12 protein-coding genes are annotated in these 17,514 nt (G+C 67.8%); 8 read left to right on the top strand and 4 right to left on the bottom strand.

Features of this window, described 5'->3' with window-relative positions; all coding sequences use genetic code 11:
• Position 1 precedes the first annotated feature (1 nt).
• The 5 genes from BJ998_RS13595 to npdG all read left to right on the top strand — a co-directional run bounded on the left by BJ998_RS13595 (position 2) and on the right by npdG (position 4,369).
• A complete protein-coding gene (locus BJ998_RS13595) occupies positions 2–604 on the top strand; it encodes a hypothetical protein (protein WP_184861705.1) in 603 nt (200 codons plus the stop codon).
• Position 605: 1 nt separating this feature from the next.
• Positions 606–1,619, top strand: coding sequence for a C40 family peptidase (locus BJ998_RS13590; RefSeq protein WP_184861703.1), 1,014 nt, complete (start codon positions 606–608; stop codon positions 1,617–1,619).
• 11 nt (positions 1,620–1,630) lie between these two features.
• Positions 1,631–2,191 (top strand): hypothetical protein, encoded by a 561-nt coding sequence (locus BJ998_RS13585; protein ID WP_246488586.1) that lies wholly within the window; start codon positions 1,631–1,633, stop codon positions 2,189–2,191.
• An 86-nt stretch (positions 2,192–2,277) separates the two neighbouring features.
• The gene (locus BJ998_RS13580) at positions 2,278–3,708 is read left to right on the top strand and encodes an RNB domain-containing ribonuclease (protein WP_376775863.1); all 1,431 of its coding nucleotides are present in this window, start codon (positions 2,278–2,280) and stop codon (positions 3,706–3,708) included.
• Positions 3,701–4,369, top strand: coding sequence for an NADPH-dependent F420 reductase (npdG, locus tag BJ998_RS13575; RefSeq protein WP_184861699.1), 669 nt, complete (start codon positions 3,701–3,703; stop codon positions 4,367–4,369). The genes BJ998_RS13580 and npdG overlap by 8 nt, the downstream gene beginning before the upstream one ends.
• An 85-nt stretch (positions 4,370–4,454) precedes the next feature.
• Here npdG and panB read toward each other — a convergent pair whose 3' ends face one another.
• Positions 4,455–5,315, bottom strand: a complete 861-nt coding sequence (gene panB, locus BJ998_RS13570; protein ID WP_184861697.1) for a 3-methyl-2-oxobutanoate hydroxymethyltransferase — start codon at positions 5,313–5,315, stop codon at positions 4,455–4,457.
• A gap of 458 nt (positions 5,316–5,773) precedes the next feature.
• A complete protein-coding gene (locus BJ998_RS13565; RefSeq protein WP_184861695.1) occupies positions 5,774–7,504 on the bottom strand; it encodes an NAD+ synthase in 1,731 nt (576 codons plus the stop codon).
• Positions 7,505–7,674: 170 nt separating this feature from the next.
• Between BJ998_RS13565 and BJ998_RS13560 the strand changes: the two genes are divergently transcribed.
• Positions 7,675–9,234: an alpha/beta hydrolase gene (locus BJ998_RS13560; protein ID WP_376775862.1), complete on the top strand. Its 1,560-nt coding sequence runs from the start codon at positions 7,675–7,677 to the stop codon at positions 9,232–9,234.
• Positions 9,235–9,270: 36 nt separating this feature from the next.
• Here BJ998_RS13560 and BJ998_RS13555 read toward each other — a convergent pair whose 3' ends face one another.
• Both BJ998_RS13555 and BJ998_RS13550 read right to left on the bottom strand, forming a co-directional pair.
• Complete coding sequence (locus tag BJ998_RS13555; protein WP_184861691.1) at positions 9,271–10,275, bottom strand: DUF222 domain-containing protein; 1,005 nt, start codon at positions 10,273–10,275, stop codon at positions 9,271–9,273.
• A 111-nt stretch (positions 10,276–10,386) separates the two neighbouring features.
• Positions 10,387–11,658, bottom strand: coding sequence for an MFS transporter (locus BJ998_RS13550; protein WP_184861689.1), 1,272 nt, complete (start codon positions 11,656–11,658; stop codon positions 10,387–10,389).
• A 154-nt stretch (positions 11,659–11,812) separates the two neighbouring features.
• On the opposite strand from BJ998_RS13550, the gene glnA reads away from it, so the two are divergent.
• Both glnA and BJ998_RS49150 read left to right on the top strand, forming a co-directional pair.
• A complete protein-coding gene (glnA, locus tag BJ998_RS13545) occupies positions 11,813–13,156 on the top strand; it encodes a type I glutamate--ammonia ligase (protein WP_184861687.1) in 1,344 nt (447 codons plus the stop codon).
• A 429-nt stretch (positions 13,157–13,585) separates the two neighbouring features.
• Complete coding sequence (locus tag BJ998_RS49150; protein WP_184861685.1) at positions 13,586–17,407, top strand: FkbM family methyltransferase; 3,822 nt, start codon at positions 13,586–13,588, stop codon at positions 17,405–17,407.
• Positions 17,408–17,514: the final 107 nt, after the last annotated feature.

Here is a 17,514-nt window from a genome sequence, read left to right as displayed (position 1 = left end):
GATGCCGATCCGCACCAACCGGGGCCGGTCCGCGGTCTATCGCAAGCTGTGGGGCTGGCCGCTGCGCTCGCCGCGGCACCTGATCACATTCGTGATCATCATCGTCGCGCTCGGCATCATCGTGGCCATGGTCATCCCGCGGGCCACCCCCACCGGTTCCGCGCAGCCGACCGGCAACACGACCTCCGACACCGCCGGTTCGACCGGCTCGTCGGGGCAGTCGACGAGCGAGACGACCACGTCGCCGCAGACCAGGCTCACCTCGCCGCTGCTCAGCCCGACACCCGCGCCACCGTCTCCCCAAGCCCTCGACGTGGCGTTGAAGTGGGTGAAGGCGTGGGTCAACCACCCCGTCGGCATCACCAACTCACAGTGGTTGGAGCAGCTCAAGCCGTACACGACCGACGAGTTCCTGCCGCAGATGGCCTCGGTGGATCCGGCCAACGTGCCGGCCAGCAAGGTCACCGGCGCCGCCGTGTCCGTCGACTCGACCACCAGCTCGGTGGTCGCCGACGTGTCCACGGACGGCGGCACGATCCAGGTCACGGTGATCACCACCCCGAACCAGGGGTGGCGGGTCTCCAAGTACGACAAGGCCAGCTGACATGAAGGTCTGGATCATCGTCGGCGTCGCGGTCGGCCTGGTGTGCACGCTGTTCCTGGTCACCGTGACGGTGTCGTCCGTGGTCAACACGCAGCAACAGGCGCTGAGCCTGTTCCGCATGGCCAACTGCAACGCCGCCATCGGGCCATGGGCCGACGCCACCGGTGACGCCGCGGCCGGCGAGGGCCAGGCCAAGCGACTGAGCACCGACCAGCGTGGCATCGCCACCCAGATCATCCAGATCGGCAAGCAACGGCAGCTGCCGCCGCTGGCCTGGCAGGTCGCCATCCAGGCTGGCATGCAGGAGTCCAGCCTCACCAACGTCACGCACGGCGACGTCGCCGGTCCCGACTCCCGCGGCATCTTCCAGATGCGGTTCACCATGGGGTGGGGCACCGAGGCTCAGCTGCTCGACCCCAGCTACGCCATCAACAAGTTCTACGACGTGCTGACCAAGATCCCCAACTGGCAGCAGATGCGGCCCGGCGACGCGGCGCAGGCCGTCGAGCGCTCCGCCTTTCCCGGCGCCTACGACAAGTGGGAGGCGATGGCCGCCGACCTGATCAAGACCGTCGGCGACATCGTCGACCCGAGCGGCTGCGGGCAGCAGGCCGTCAGCGCCATCCTGCCCGCGAACCAGGCCGCGGCGAAGGCCATCGCGTACGCCCAGCAGCAGCTCGGCAAGCCCTACATCTGGGGCGGCAACGGTCCGGTCGGCTACGACTGCTCCGGCCTGGTGCAGCAGGCCTACCTCGCGGCGGGGATCCAGCTGCCGCGCGTCGCCGCCGACCAGTACCACGCCGGCTCGATGCTGCCGGTCGAGCAGGCGCAGCCCGGCGACCTGGTCTTCCTCGCCACCGACAAGAGCAACCCGGCCACCATCCACCACGTGGCCATGTACCTCGGCGACCACAAGATCATCGAGGCGCAGGACTTCGGCATCCCGATCCACATCAGGCCGTTCAGCTTCACCGAGGCAGAGGTCGTCCCCCAGGCCGTACGGCCCGGTGTGTAGCAGGAGGCGTCATGAAATTCACGCCCGAGCCCATCCCGCGGCCGGCCGGTCGACCCGCGTCGAGCACGCCGCTGCGTGACTACCTGAACGCGACCAACCAAGGCGTCGACGCGGGTTACGCCGTGCTGCCACGTTCCTTGGCCGAATCCATGCCGCTGCCCTGGCAACAGCAGTTCGCGGCCCTGTTGGCCCAGTTCCACCAGGCGTATGCCCACCTGCAGTGGCCCGTCTACCGGGTCGTGCCGTCCCGCTACGAGCGGCTCATCGACCTCGACGAGGAGCAGCTGGCCGAGGCCGGCTACCTCATGGAGATCGACTCCGACGGCGAGATCGTCTACCGCAGCCGCAACGGCGCCCAGGTCGAGAACCCCGAACAGACCACGGCGCTGGTGTCAGTGCTCGATCCGATCCCGAACAATCGCCATGAACGCGTCGAGCCCGCCGGCGTGTCCCAGCAGCCCACGCCGCCCGGCGGTTTCCCCGCCCAGCCCGGACCGACGACGCCACCCGGTGGCTTCGGTCCGCAGGACCACTACCGATACCCGTCGGCGCCGGAGAAGCCGTCCTGGTGATCCACACCACGCCGGTTCGACGACGCGACGTTGTGGCGTTGTGAAAACGACGTACCCGTATTTTGTTGTCTAAGGTTTCCGGTGTGGTGTCCAGGACGTTCACAACCAGTGGCGCCGGGCGGGACTTCGCTCCGATCCGGAGCGAGTTCGGGCTGCGTGAGGATTTCCCGGCAGCCGCACTGGTCGAGGCCGAGCAGGCACTGGACGACGTCCGAGGCGGCCCGCGCCTCGATGCCACCCCGTTACCCCTGGTCACGATCGATCCACCCGGCTCCAAGGACCTCGACCAGGCCGTCCTGATCCAACGCCGGCGGCGCGGCTACCGCGTCCACTACGCCATTGCCGACCTGGGCGGGTTCGTGCCTCCCAGCGGCGCCCTCGACCAGGAGGTGAAGCGGCGGGGCCAGACGCACTACCTACCTGACGGCACCGTCCCCCTGCATCCGCCCGTGTTGTCCGAGGGAGCGGCGAGCCTGCTGCCCGACCAGGTTCGCCCGTCGGTGCTGTGGACGATCGACCTCGACCGGGATGGCAACCCCGAGGGCGTTGTCGTGCGGCGAGCGCTCGTGCGGTCGGTCGCCCGGCTCGACTACGAGTCCGTGCAGGCCAGCCTGGCTGCGGGGACTCCCCACCCGTCGGTCGCGCTCCTTCCCGAGGTCGGTCGCCTGCGGCGTGCCATGGCGGCGGAACGGGGTGCCGTCGAGCTTCAGCTGCCCGAGCAACAGGTCAGTCCTGCCGACGACGGCGAATGGACCCTCAGGGTAAGGCTGAGGTCTGACATCGAGGCCTGGAACGCCGAGATCTCCCTGCTCACGGGCATGTGCGCGGCCAAGATCATGATTGATGCTCGGATCGGAGTGCTCCGTACCCTCCCGTCCGCCGACGTCGATGCCGTGTCGGGACTGCACCGGGCGGCGACCGCCTCCCACGTCGAATGGCCGGACGGCGAGAGCCCCGCCAAGTTGCTCGCCGGCCTCGACCCGAACCGGCCCGAATCGCTCGCCATGTACGTCGCCGCGACCCGCCTGCTTCGCGGTGCCGGCTACACCGCATTCGACGGTGACGACCCCGCCGTGACCTCACACGCCGGCGTTGGCGCCCCATACGCCCACGTCACGGCCCCCTTGCGGCGGCTCGTCGACCGGTTCGCGACCGAATGCTGTCTAGCCGTCGTCGGCGGCGCGGAAGTCCCCGCCTGGGTCCGCGCCGCGCTGCCGGAACTACCGCACTTGATGTCCGTCTCAGACGCATTGGCCGCGAAGGTCGAACGTGCTTGCCTCGACCAGGTGGAGGCGTGGGTGCTCGCCGGCAGCGTCGGCGACGTCTTCGACGCCGTGGTGCTGCGGTCCGAGGCCAACAGCGGCGAGGTCTTCGTCGCCGAACCGCCCGTGATGGCCAAGTGCAGCGGGGCGGAGCTACCCGAGGGCGAGCGCATCAAGGTGCGCCTCGTCGAGGCGGACACCACGCGACGCAAGGTGTCCTTCGAGAGGTTTTTCGGAGAGGAAGATCGTGACTGAAATCGGTGACCTGACGGTCGGCGTGCTCGGCGGCACCGGCCCCCAGGGCAAGGGGCTCGCGTTCCGGTGGGCCAAGGCCGGTCTGAAGGTGGTCATTGGTTCACGCAGCGCCGACCGGGCCGAGGCCACGGCCGCCGAGCTGCGCGACGCTGCCGGTGTCGGCCACGTAGCCGGCGCCGACAACCTCGAATGCGCGAGGCAGGCCGACGTCGTCCTCGTCGCCGTGCCCTGGGACGGCCACGGCGCGCTGCTCGAGTCCCTGCGCGAGGCACTCGCGGGCAAGGTCGTGATCGACTGCGTCAACCCGCTCGGCTTCGACAAGCAGGGCCCGTTCGCGCTGAAGATCGAGGAGGGCAGCGCCGCCCAGCAGGCCGAGGCCCTGCTGCCGGACTCCCGCGTCACTGCCGCGTTCCACCACGTCTCGGCGGTCCACCTCGGGGATCCTGAAGTCGAGGCCGTCGACACCGACGTCCTCGTGCTCGGCGACGACCGTGAAGCCACGGACCTGGTCCGCGCCCTCGCCGACACCGTTCCCGGCATGCGCGGCGTGTACGGCGGACGGCTGCGCAACGCCGGCCAGATCGAGGCGCTGACCGCCAACCTCATCGCCATCAACCGCCGGTACAAGGCCCACGCCGGCCTCCGCATCACCGACGTCTGAGCGAACCACCCGACAGACGCAACTCGACAAACGGCGAGGGGTGGACCGGTCGCGATCCGGTCCACCCCTCGCTCGCGTCAGTGCCTCAGTGGAACGAGTGTTCCGGACCGGGGAACGCCCGGTTCCGGACTTCCGAGGCGAACTCGCTCGCCGCGTTCCCCAGCACGGAGGCGACGTCGGCGTACTTCTTCACGAACCGGGGCGCCTTGCCGCGGCGAAGACCGGCCATGTCCTGCCACACCAGAACCTGGGCGTCACAGTCCGGTCCCGCGCCGATGCCCACCGTGGGGATCCGCAGCTCGTGGGTTACCCGCTTCGCCACTTCGGCCGTCACCATCTCCAGGACGACCGCGAACGCACCGGCCTGCTCCAACGCCACCGCGTCGGCCAGGACGGCGTCGGCCTTGTCATCGCGCCCCTGGACCCGGTACCCGCCCAGCTGGTGCTCGCTCTGCGGGGTGAATCCGATGTGACCCATGACCGGAATCCCGGCCGCCACGATCGCCTCGACGTGCGGCGCGAACCGCCGACCGCCCTCCAACTTGACGGCGTGCGCCCGGCCTTCCTTCATGAACCGAACCGCGGTGGTGACGGCCTGCTCGGGGGATACCTGGTAGGAGCCGAACGGAAGGTCGGCGACCACGAGGGCACGCTTCACCGCCCTCGTCACGCCCCTGGTGAGGAACAGCAACTCGTCCACGGTCACCGGCAGTGAGGTGTCGTAGCCGTAGACGTTGTTCGCCGCGGAGTCCCCGACCAGCAACACCGGGATGCCCGCCTCGTCGAAGAGCTCCGCCGTGTACATGTCGTAGGCAGTCAGCATCGGCCACGGCTCTCCGCGGTCCTTCAGCTCCTGCAGATGATGAATGCGAACCCGGCGCGCCGGCGTGCCGGCGGAGCCGCCGGCTCCGGTCCCGTACGGCGCCGTGATTTCGGCAGACGTCATTGTCCCGACCGTCCTTCCCTCAAGGCCCGCGACGAGCGGGTCCCTGGGTCATGTGGATGGTTACGGGGCAAGGGTGACACTGTCTTGGCTGGTCCGGCACACACCTGCGAGCAGCTTCACACCCTGACACTGCCGTCCCGGCGGCATCCGGTGCTCATCTGGGTCAGGCCGACCTCGCCTGAGCCACCGCCGGCCAACCGACCAGCCGTTCTCCGCCCGGCAACCCGCTGACGGCCGTCGCCCCGGCCCACAGCCACCGCACCGCCACCGTGCACTGGACCACAGCCCAAACAGAGGCGTCGGCTGAACAGTGGGAGTCACCGCGCAACGTTCGGCGAGCACCTCAACGCCCGACGCCCGCGCCCGACGACCCTCGCTCACCTGAAGAGCGGCTTGCTGCCGCAAACCGCATCGACGAGCCGCACCAGCCGACAAGCCGCACCAGTCGTTTCTCCAGCTCAGACGAGCGCTGCGGTGTGCTCCCGCCAGGCGTTGGTGATCGGCAACCGCCGATCCCGCCCGAACGCCTTGAGACTGATCTTGGTGCCTGGCGGGTACTGCCGCCGCTTGTACTCGGCGCGGTCGACCATCAGCAGCACCCGCTCGATCAGTTCCGGGTCGAAGCCGCCAGCCAGCAGGTCCGCGTAGCCGTGGTCGCCCTCGACGTACTGATCGAGCACCCGGTCCAGCAGCTCGTAGTCCGGGAGCGAGTCGGTGTCGACCTGGCCCGGCCGCAGCTCTGCCGACGGCGGCTTCGTGATCGAGTTCTCCGGAATCGGAGGCGCCTCGCCCCGCCGCTCAGCCTCGGCGTTGCGCCATCGCGCCAGCTCCCACACCAGCGTCTTCGGCACGTCCTTGATCGGCGCGAACCCGCCGACCGCGTCGCCGTAGATCGTGGAATAGCCCACGGCCAGTTCGGTCTTGTTGCCGGTGGCGAGCACGAGGTGCCCGTGCGCGTTCGACAGCGCCATCAACGTCATGCCACGGCACCGAGCCTGAATGTTCTCTTCGGCAAGCCCCGTGAGATTGAGCTGGCCTACGAACGCTCGCACCATGTTCTCGATTGGCTGCGTGTCGTAGTGCAACCCAGTCAGCTCCGCGGTCAGTGCCGCGTCCGACCTGGAGTGGTCCGACGAATACGAAGAAGGCATTGAGACGCCGTACACGGCGTCGGCTCCCAGGGCATCAACCGCAAGAGCAGCGACCACGGCGGAGTCGATGCCGCCCGAGAGTCCCAGGACGACCGAGCGGAAACCGTTCTTGTGGACGTAGTCCCGAAGACCGGTGACCAGCGCTCCCCACACCTCGGCGCAATCCGACAACGGCGCCGCCGGTCGAGGAGCTGGAAGCGGCTCGTAAGCGGGCAGCTTCGCCGCGTCCAGCGTGATCCGCGTTACCTCGAAGCCGTCGACCGGTTCGACTGAAGTGCTCTCACCAGCCTGCAGGTCGAGGTCGAGAACGAGGAGCTCCTCGACGAACTGCGGCGCCCGAGCGAGCAACTTGCCCTCGGCGTCGATGACCAACGAATCGCCGTCGAACACCAGCTCGTCCTGGCCACCGACCATGTTGACGTAGGCGAGCGGCGCACCCGCTTCCGAGGCCCGCCTCGCGGCCAGCTCAGCCCGGTGGTCGTCCTTGTTCCGCTCATACGGCGAACCGTTGATACAGACGACGAGGTCGACGCCGGCCTGCCCGAGGGCTGCGATCGGACCGCCGTCCTGCCAGATGTCTTCGCAGATGACGACGCCGATGTCCGTGCCGTGCCAGCGCAGGATGGGCAGCTTGGTGCCGGGGACGAAGTAGCGATACTCGTCGAACACGCCATAGTTCGGCAGGTGGTGCTTGGCGTACCGGGCGACGACCTTGCCCTGGTGGATCATCGCCGCCGCGTTGCGCACCCCGGCCTCGTCGCGGTCCAGATAGCCGACAACGGCCAGCAGGTCGCCGCAACCGAGGTCGGCCAGCCGCTCGGCGAGCTCGTCGACCGCGGTACGCGACGCGCGGGCGAAGGACTGCCGCAACGCCAGGTCCTCGACGGGGTAACCAGTGAGCACCATCTCCGGGAACGCCACCACGTGGGCGCCGGACTCGGCGGCCTTCCGCGTCCATTCGACCACCAGGTCGGCGTTGCCGGCCAGGTCGCCTACGCGTGGGTTGACCTGAGCGAGAGCGATGCGCAGTTGCGGCATGTGTCCATCCTCCCTCACAACCCTGACAACCGGACGGAATCTGTGGCGCAAGGATCACGTACGTCCCGCGGCTACGGTCGACCTTTCCCTCGTTCGGAGTCACTAGATGGCACGATCGACGTGTGCGCCCTCGTAGTTCTCACACCGTGCCGTTGGTAGTGCTACTCGCTGTGGTTGTTCTGGTGACTGGCGGTTGCACCTCCGTGTTCGGCGGCCAAGCGGAAGCGGGCGTCACATTCGAACGGCCAGGTCCAGCCGGCCCTGTTCCCGCAGGGCTCGAGCGGTTCTACGGCCAACAGCTCGGCTGGGGCTCGTGCGACAACTACGCCACATCGGACACCGACCGGAAGCTCTTCGAGTCCAGCACCGATCTGAAGTGTGCTCGGCTGACCGTCCCGCTCGACTATTCGAAGCCTGATGGCAAGACGATCACCCTGGGGCTGCTCCGCCGCAAGGCCACGGATCCGGGCCAGCGCATCGGCACTCTGTTCATCAACCCGGGCGGCCCGGGTGCCTCGGGCGTCGACGCCGCCGCATCGTTGGCTACCGCGGTGGCTGGCAACGATCTCGGCAAGAGGTTCGACCTGGTTGGCTTCGATCCGCGAGGTATCGGATCCAGTGAGCCGGCAGTCCACTGTTTGACCGACGCGGAACGCGACAAGCAGCGAGCCGACGACATCGAGGACACGTCGGCCGCCGGCGTCGCCAAGGAGGTCGCGCAACTGCGCGACTACACGGCCATGTGCGCCCAGCGGACCGGTGTCGACCTGCTGGCAAACATCGGTACTCGTGACGTCGCCAAGGACCTCGACGTCATGCGGTCGGCATTGGGCGACGAGAAGCTCTCCTACGTCGGCTTCTCGTACGGGACTTTCCTCGGAACCACGTATGCGGAGGGCTTTCCGGCAAACGTGCGTGCGCTGGTGCTGGACGGTGCCGTCGATCCCAACCAGAGCTCAACCGATGCCGGAGTCGCCCAGTCGGCCGGCTTCCAGAAGGCATTCGACCAGTTTGCGGCCTGGTGTGCCCAGCGCCAGGACTGCGCATTCGGCCGGGACGCCAGCAAGGCCGTACAGGCGTACCACGATCTCGTGATCCCGCTGATCAAAAACCCGGTGGACACCGGGGACGGGCGCAAGCTTACGTTCGCCGACGCCACCACAGCGACGATCCAAGCGCTGTACACACAGCAGTTGTGGGAGACGTTGAACAGCGGCCTCGTACAGCTGAAGCGCGGCCTTGGCCTGACGCTGATGACCATGGCAGACCTGTACGACGGCCGAGGGACCGACGGGAAGTACTCGAACGAGCAGGATGCATTCACCGCCATCCAATGCGTTGACAATCCTCAGTCCAAGGATCCGGCCGCGCAGCTCGACGCCGAGCGTCGAGCGACGGAAGCCGCGCCCTTCCTGGACAACGGGCAACCGCTTCCCACTGCGTCAGCCGGCGATGCTTGTTCCTATTGGCCTGTCCCCAACACCAGCCAGCCTCATCTGCCCAAGGTCAGCGGCCTGCCGCCCACACTTGTGGTCTCCACGACGAACGACCCCGCCACTCCGTATCAGGCAGGCGTCAATCTCGCCAGTGCTCTCGGCGGTTTTCTCCTGACCTACCAGAGCACGCAGCATACGGCCTTCCTCCAGGGAAGTGACTGTGTCGATCAGGTCGGCGTGAACTATCTCGTCAACCTGAAGCTGCCGGCAGCTGATCCGCGGTGTTCCTCCTGAAGCTCATGGCCCAATCGTGTCTTGGTTGTGCCGACATCAGGCCGCAGTAAGTAGCTTGTACGCCAAGCGATCCATGGTGCCGTGGTAGTCACACCAGTGCGGGACGGCCGAGCAGCCAGGTTGCCTGCAGCGATCGTCCGTCCTTGGAGTCTGAGTGACGTCGTCATCGCGTTTGGCGATCGCCAGTGACTTCGCGGACGAACTCGCGAGGGGGTCCGCGTCGAAGTCGCAGGAAGGCCTCACGGTGGGGAACGGCGTCGGAGCCGTCACGCTGGTCTGAGCGCTACCGAACAACTCAACGAGGCCGTGGTCGCGACTGTCCGAGCCTGGTTGACCTTGGAGCCCTGAAGGATTCCGAAGCCACCAATCCGCGATGGCCACGATCGGGTCGGAGTCCTTCGGCGCGTTCTCCAATGACCGAAGCTTCGACACCGCTTGCTCGATAACTGCTCCGTCGTCCAGAGGCAGGAAGCCGTGGACCTCGTAGCCGCGCTTGGCGAGCTTACGTAGTGAGATGCCCTTCGCAGCATCACCTTCTTGATCAACTGGGGACTGCGCCTGCGGCACCTTCTCATGTACACGAGCCCGGAGGACGCGCTGCAAGCGTTCCGGACCACTTTGGACAGCAACCTTGTTGATCCATTTGTCCTCGTTGGCCGAGACCTCTTCAGGCCCCAGCGCTGCGACGCCCCGCACGAGGCTGGTGGCGTGCGGCCAGGTGATGGTTCCGGCCTTCAACGCTTCTGCTGTGCGCGGCAACGACTCAGCTAGAACCGTGCCTGAGCGCAAGACCGACCGTGCCTGGGCGCCGGAGTAGTGGCATTCACGCTTCAGGAACTCGGCTGGACTTCCATGCCCCGTCGCCTTGTGCGCACCGGTTCGTTCCATCGCAAGGGTGTGCTCGGCAATGACTGCCTGCAGCCGGTTCATCTGGCAGCTGACTACGCGCAAGGTCTCGGCGATCTCGTGCTGCGCCTTCTCGGAGGTCGCCGTCGCAACGACGGCATCGACGGCCCCTACGAGTTGATCCAGTTCTCTCATGTGCAGTCCTCAGTTCGGGTGACTGCATGCGAGGCTAGGGCACAATCCTGGCAAGGCCCGCTGATCAGAGCCCCTGGAAAGTCATGATCAGCGAGCTAGCCGCCAGGTGTGCTATGTAGTTGGTGCCACTCCGACAGTTGTGCCGAACTGGATGCCCTTGGCCTCCTTGCCGAGCCACGTCAGCACCGCCAGTATCGCGAGCACCGGCATCACGGTGATTGTCAGTGCGAACGGGTATCCGTGGCTGGACGCAAGCGACTCCTGGATGGGCAGGTTGAACGCGGCGAGGCAGTTGCCGAGCTGGTAGGTCACACCTGGGTAGAAGCCGCGGATGGCATCGGGGGACATCTCGGTGAGGTGTGCGGGGATGACGCCCCACGCCCCTTGGACCGCTATCTGCATGAGGAAGGAGCCAAGACACAGCAGCGCCGCAGTCTTGGAGAACGCGAACAACGGCACGATCGGCAACCCGATCAGGGAGCAGAACACGATCGTGTAGCGCCGGCCGAAGCGCTCGGACAGGGTGCCGAAGACGGTGCCGCCGATCATGGCGCCGACGTTGTAGATGATCGCGATCCAGCTCGCCGTAGCGGCGGACAATCCCGCGCCGCCGTTCTCCGTCGCCTTGAGGAACGTCGGATACACGTCCTGCGTGCCATGACTCATCCAGTTGAAGGCGGTCATGAGTAGGACCAGGTAGGCGAACCGGCGCAGAACCGGGCCGTTGAAGATGATCGTGCGAAGCGACGTGTTGTGGGCACGAAGCTTCTGCTGGGTGGTCTCCCAGACCTCGGACTCCTTGACCCGAGCCCGGATCAGCAGGCTGATGAGAGCGGGGATGACGCTGAGTGCGAACAGCCACCGCCACGACAGACCGAGCCAGCCGTGCAGGACCAGGTAGGCGAGGGAGGCCAACAGGTACCCCATCGAGTAGCCCTGCTGGAGGACGCCGGAGAAGAAGCCACGTCGGTTGGAGGGGAGCTTCTCCATCGCGAGCGCTGCGCCGAGGCCCCACTCGCCGCCCATGCCGATGCCGTACAGGAGGCGCAGGATGAGCAGGATCGTGTAGTTGGGCGCGAAGGCGCAGAGGAAGCCGATGAGCGAGTAGAAAATGACGTCGGTCATGAGCGGGATGCGCCTGCCGACGCGGTCCGCCCACAGTCCGAACAGGAAGGCGCCGACGGGCCTCATGATGAGCGTGACGGTCGTCAGGAAAGCCATCTGGGTGAGCGAGACGCCGAATTCCTTGCCGATGTCGGCATAGACCAGGACGACGAGGAAGTAGTCGAATGCGTCCATCGACCAGCCGAGCAGGGCCGCGGTGAACGAGTTCCGTTGGTCTGGAGTGAGACGTTGCCGGGGTGCGGTGGCGCTGCTGGTCATGCCTGCCCCTCCCTGATCCGACGAGCTGATCCGTGACTGACGGCGCTGGTACGTCGTACTCGCTGTACTCGGCTCGGGCAACCTCACTCCAGGTCACGGGCCTGCCCGGGCACCCCGAAACATGCCGTTAACGAGGGCTGCCTACGCTGCGCTCATGGACCGCCAGCAGGAGTTCGTGCTGCGCACGTTGGAGGAACGCGACATCCGGTTTGTCCGGTTGTGGTTCACAGACGTGCTCGGATATCTCAAGTCCGTGGCGGTTGCGCCCGCAGAGCTTGAGGGCGCCTTCACCGAGGGCATCGGGTTCGACGGCTCCGCGATCGAGGGCTTCGCCCGGGTCTACGAGTCCGACATGGTCGCGAAGCCCGACCCGTCCACGTTCCAGGTGCTGCCCTGGGAGTCCGCTGACGGCGGCCACTACTCGGCCCGCATGTTCTGCGACATCGCCATGCCCGACGGCTCGCCGTCCTGGGCGGACCCGCGACACGTTCTCCGCCGCACGCTCTCCAGGGCAAGCGAGGCTGGCTTCACCTGCTACGTCCACCCGGAGATCGAGTTCTTCCTGCTCCGCGAGCTCAACAACGACGGTCGCGAGCCGGTGCCCGCCGACAACGGCGGCTTCTTCGACCAGGCGAGCCACGACACCGCACCGCACTTCCGCCGGCACGCGATCGAGGCGCTCGAGGCGATGGGCATCTCGGTGGAGTTCAGTCACCACGAGGGCGCGCCCGGCCAGCAGGAGATCGACCTGCGATACGCCGACGCACTGACCATGGCCGACAACGTCATGACGTTCCGGTACGTCGTGAAGGAAGTGGCTATCACCCAGGGCGTGCGCGCCTCCTTCATGCCGAAGCCGTTCACCGACCAGCCGGGCTCGGGCATGCACACGCACGTCAGCCTGTTCGAAGGCGATGGCAACGCGTTCTACGACGCGGAGGACCCCTACGAGCTGTCTGACACCGGCAAGGCGTTCGTCGCCGGCCTGCTCAAGCACGCCCGCGAGATCACCGGCGTGACCAACCAGTTCGTCAACTCCTACAAGCGACTCATCGTCGGTGGCGAGGCTCCGACCGCGGTCTGCTGGGGCCACGCGAACCGGTCAGCCCTCGTCCGGGTGCCGATGTACTCACCTGGAAAGGCGTCGTCCCGGCGGGTGGAGGTGCGCAGCCTCGACTCCGCGTGCAACCCGTACCTGGCCTACGCGGTGATCATCGCGGCTGGTCTGAAGGGCGTGCAGGAAGGTTACGAACTGCCACCGGCCGCCGAGGACGACGTCTGGTCGCTCACCGAGTCCGAACGGCGCGCGGCCGGCTACGCGAGCCTCCCGCAGAACCTCGGCGAGGCGCTGCGGGAGATGGAGCACTCGGAGTTGCTGGCTGAGACGCTCGGCGAGCACGTCTACGAGTTCTTCCTCCGCAACAAGCGGGCGGAGTGGGACGCGTACCGGAGCAAGGTGACGCCGTTCGAGCTGAGCACGTTCCTGCCGATTCTCTGAGCGGGGCCGCTACCCGCGATGCTCTGGTCGACGATGGCCGGCCGGGATGATGGGTCCCGGCCGCTTGACCTGGGCTTCGGCCTGGACGCCGGGTCGCGCCCCAACCCGAGGGGCACTCGACAGCGCAGCAACCCGGAGAGCGACGACATCTGCGTCGGGCTCGGTGACGAGGGGGATACCCCGGTCCGGAGTTCGATCGGGTAGCAACCCGAGGTCCGGATCCAATCGCTCAACAACAGTCGGCGTGTCGTTCATGGCCCGGCGGAGGGCCGATGCCAAGATGTTGATCTACTCCGCCGCGTTCGGGCAGGCCAGCGACGCACGACGCGCGCCGCGGTACCGACCGTCTCTGCCGGCTGCGTGAACATCACCGGCGACCAACGGTCGGCATTACTTCGACCCGACGCGGGATCGGGCTAGGTTGTGCCCGTGACTGACGTCCCTGCCACAGGCCCACACGCCGACGAGCCCGCCGAGCCGATCGCATCCGTGATCAAGGTCGGCATCGGTCCCGCCGGTTCGAGCGGGCCGGATGTGCCGCCGTCGATCGCACTCCCGGCTGCCGAGCAGCCGGTGCTCAGCGCCTGCACAGTGGCGACAAAGGCGCAGCTACCGGCGGTCCGTACGCTGGGCGCCGCCTTCCTGACCGTGCACAACAACGGTCGCTTCGTCGCACTCATCGTCGATGCGGACCCGGCCACAACCGGTCAGGGCGTGCTCGCGCCGGCCGACATTGGCATCGGCGACCGCGAACTGGCGGAGCTCGCGACTGCCTGCACCGCCGAGCAGCTCTGCGCGGTCCTCCGACCCCGGCTGCTGGAGCGCCTGCTCGCGGACCGCGGTCCCGTCCTCTACCTCGATCCGTCGGTGCACGTCGTCGACTCGGTCGCCGACCATGTCGTTCCCGCGCTCGCACGCAAGCCGCTGGTTCTCGTGCCGAGGGTGCTCCGCCCACTTTCCGACGACGGCATGCGACCCACCCCCGAGGAATTGGCCGCCGCCGGCGTCTACGACTCGGGCTTCGTCGCGGTGGCACCAGGCGCCGAGGCCTTCCTGCACTCCTGGTTCGACACGGTGCGTCAAGCGCCGGAAGCCGCCGCGACGTTCCTCGACAGCGCCCCCGCTCTCGTCGATCACGAGGTGCTCCGGGACCCGGGCATCGGTCTTTCGGTTTGGAGCGCGGGCCAACGCCAGCTCACCAAGGACGACGACGCAGCTCTGCTGATCGACGGGCGTCCGCTGCGGACCGTGCATTTCAACGGCTTCGACCCGCAGCGCCCGTGGCTCCTGTCCGCCGACGTCACGGCCCGTCCCCGCGTCCTGCTCTCCGAACACACGCTCCTCGCCGAGCTCTGCACGAGCTATCGCAACGAGCTGGTACGACATGGCCTCGGCCAGGAGCGTGCCGAATACGGCTTCGGGCAGCTTGCCGACGGCACGAGCCTGCCCACCGGGCTCCGCGCGGAGTACCGCCGAGCGCTGCTCGCAGCCGATCGCGCCGGCGAGCGTCCACCGGCGCCGGCGTTCGGCACCGCCCAGGCCGAGTTCATCGAATGGGCGGCGGAACCCGTTGACGGTCTGCCCGGCTCCACCCGATGGGCCCTCGCGGTCTGGCAGGACGACCCAGCCCTCCGTGGCCAGTTCGCGGAGCCGTTCGGCGCCGACAGCCAGGCGTTCCGCGAGTGGTGCGCCGGACCTGGCGTCGCGAGCGGCCGGATCCACCTCGACGCGGTACCGAAACGACCCGGCGGCGAGACCACGCTGCTCGAGCAGCTCGGCGTCTCCGTGCTCGGCAGCGGCTGGGTCGCCGACCTCGTCGCAGCTTCGGCCCGCTCCTCGGGTCTGCCTGCGGCGACCGAACCCGGCTACCCGGTCGTTCTGCTCTGTGATGACGAAGCTTCGGCTCCGGCCGAGCGGTACGTCGTCGCCGTCCGAACCGGCCCCGGGCCGGTCGGCGGCCCGGCGGACGTGAATGAGGTGTGGGTCACCTCGGAGACCACCCGTGCCGCCCTCGAGCAGACGGTCAGCGTTCCGGTGAGGGCGATCACCCTCCCGGTTCTCGACCGTCCTGCACGCGAAGAGGCGGCACGGGCCGCGTCGAGGTCGGCGCACAACATCGGCGACGAAGTGGTCTTCGCCACGGTTGTCGATCACGCCGCCGAACGCGTCGGCAACGCGCTCGGCTCGGTGTCGGCGTTCCTCGCCGCGTTCCCGGATCGGCAGGACGTCCTCCTGCTGCTCGCCGTCTCCGGATCGGCCGAGCACCCGGAGGCGGCCGAACGTCTCCGGCTCGCGACCGCGACGGATCCTCGGATTCGGCTCGTGGAAGACCCCATCAGCCTGCCGTTCCTGCTGGACGCCGCCGACTGGGCGCTGTCGCTGCACCGCGGCGGCGGATCCGACCTGCTCGCGTGGGGTCTCACGGAGGCGGCGGCCCGCGGCGTGCCGGTGATCGCCAGCGCGCACGGTGTTGTCACGGAGCTGTTCGACGAGGACACCGCTGTGCTCGTGCCGTGCCATCACGGCGGCACCGAACCGGACATCGAAGTGGCGTCGAAGCTGCTTCGCGAAGTCGCCGACGATCCAGAGGTCGCCGATCGTCTGTCGCGAACCGGCCGCTGGCATCTGCTGCGCGCCTACTCCCTGCCGAAGGTCGCCGACCAGCTGAAGGAACGGGTCGAACACGCATACCGCACGTGGCGGGCGCGACGTTCGGCATCACGCAGCGGCAACGACACCGATCCGCTCGGCCCGCTGCACTCCGCGAAGCACGCGCTGCTCCGCCAGCCGGACGTCGACGTCGCGAGCCGGATGCCGATGGCGCCGGCGCTGCGCAAGGGCGTGCTTCGTGTCCTGAACCACTACGACAACCACCTTCGTGACGTTCTCGGCACGGTCCTCGACGGCATGGAGCGCACCGCCGGCGAACTGCTCCGCCGGCAGGACGAGATCCGCGAGGTCGGCGGTCTCGTCGAGTTGGAGAGTCTCCGAGCCGACTTCGAGCGGCTCATCGACAGGCACTCCCAGCTCGGCGATCAACTCGTCTCCACCGACGACGGTGTGGTGCGGGTCAGCGCTGATCTCGCAGGTCAGGGGCGTCGACTGCGTGAGCTGGAAGACGCGCTCGTCGGCGAGGCGGCCAAGCGGACGAAGCAGCTGGACACGCTCGCCGATCGCCTCGACCGCCTCACATTGATGCTCGACAAGACACTCGATCGCATCGACGCACTTGAGTCGAAGGTCGCGGAGAGCCTGCGCGAGCGCGACGGCCGGCTCGAATCCGGACTCCGCGCCGCGGACCAGGCGCTGCACACGTCCGATGCGCTGCGGCGGGTCGTCGTACGCGAGCACGAACGGCACGGCGGAACGGTCGAAGGAGTGTCGAGTTCGCTCGTGCTCTGTGACGTGGGCCTGCTCAGGCTTCCGTCGGAGGACGCGCTCATGTTGCCATTGCTGTCGAGCAACGGCGTGTGGGAGCCGGAACTGTCGGGCCTGATCGACTCGCTGGTCGAGCCGGACGGCGTCTTCGTCGACATCGGCGCCCATGTCGGATATCACACGATCAGGGTGCTGAGCCTGCTCGGCGCCAGCGGTGCGGTCGTCGCTGTCGAGCCGTGCGACTCGGTGCGGCGACTGCTCAGGCACAACGTCAGCGTGAACCTGTCGCCGCAGATCGCGGAGCGACTGGTTGTCGTCGAAGGGGCGGCGTGGGACCAGGCGACGGACCTGCTCGCCGAGCCGACGCTGACCGGTGGGGTGGCGGTCCGACCGAACCCGGGGCCGCCCGTGCATGCCGCGGCTTCGCCGGCGCAGAACCAGCTGCCGGCTGGCTCGGTGCAGTTCGCCAACGCGCCGGTCCTCGAGCCGATGGACGAGAACAAGCCGGCCGAGCTGGGCGGATCGGTTCGTGGCGTGCGCTTGGACAAGGAGCTGGAGAGCATCCCGAGCCTGTCGGGGATGCGCTTGTCGGTGGTGAAGGTGGATGCGCCGGGGCGCGAGCATCGCGCTCTCGGCGGTCTCGTGCGGCTGCTGCGTAGGGATCGTCCGCACGTGCTGTGCGCGTTCTCGCCGTCGGCGATCACCGACCTCGGCGACGACCCGATCACCGTGCTTCGAGAGTTCCGCACTTGGGGCTACGACCTGGTGCCGGTGGACCAACAGCGCATCGCCAGTCCGGAGGAAGTGCTGGAGGCAACCGGCGACTCGCGAAGCTCGACGCTGTGGCTGCGGCCGCGCGGCAAAGGGGTCTGATGCCGGCTGTTAACCGCGCTGACCAGGCGATTTGACTTTGGTGATCGACCTGAGTAACTTTCTCTCTGTCAGCGCAACACGGACTCGCCCCGGACCGCAAGGGCCGG

This window comes from Kutzneria kofuensis, assembly GCF_014203355.1.
In the GTDB taxonomy this organism is placed as follows: Bacteria; Actinomycetota; Actinomycetes; order Mycobacteriales; family Pseudonocardiaceae; genus Kutzneria; species Kutzneria kofuensis.
Note: the sequence above shows the minus strand (reverse complement) of the source record. Positions and strands in the feature narration are given on the sequence as shown.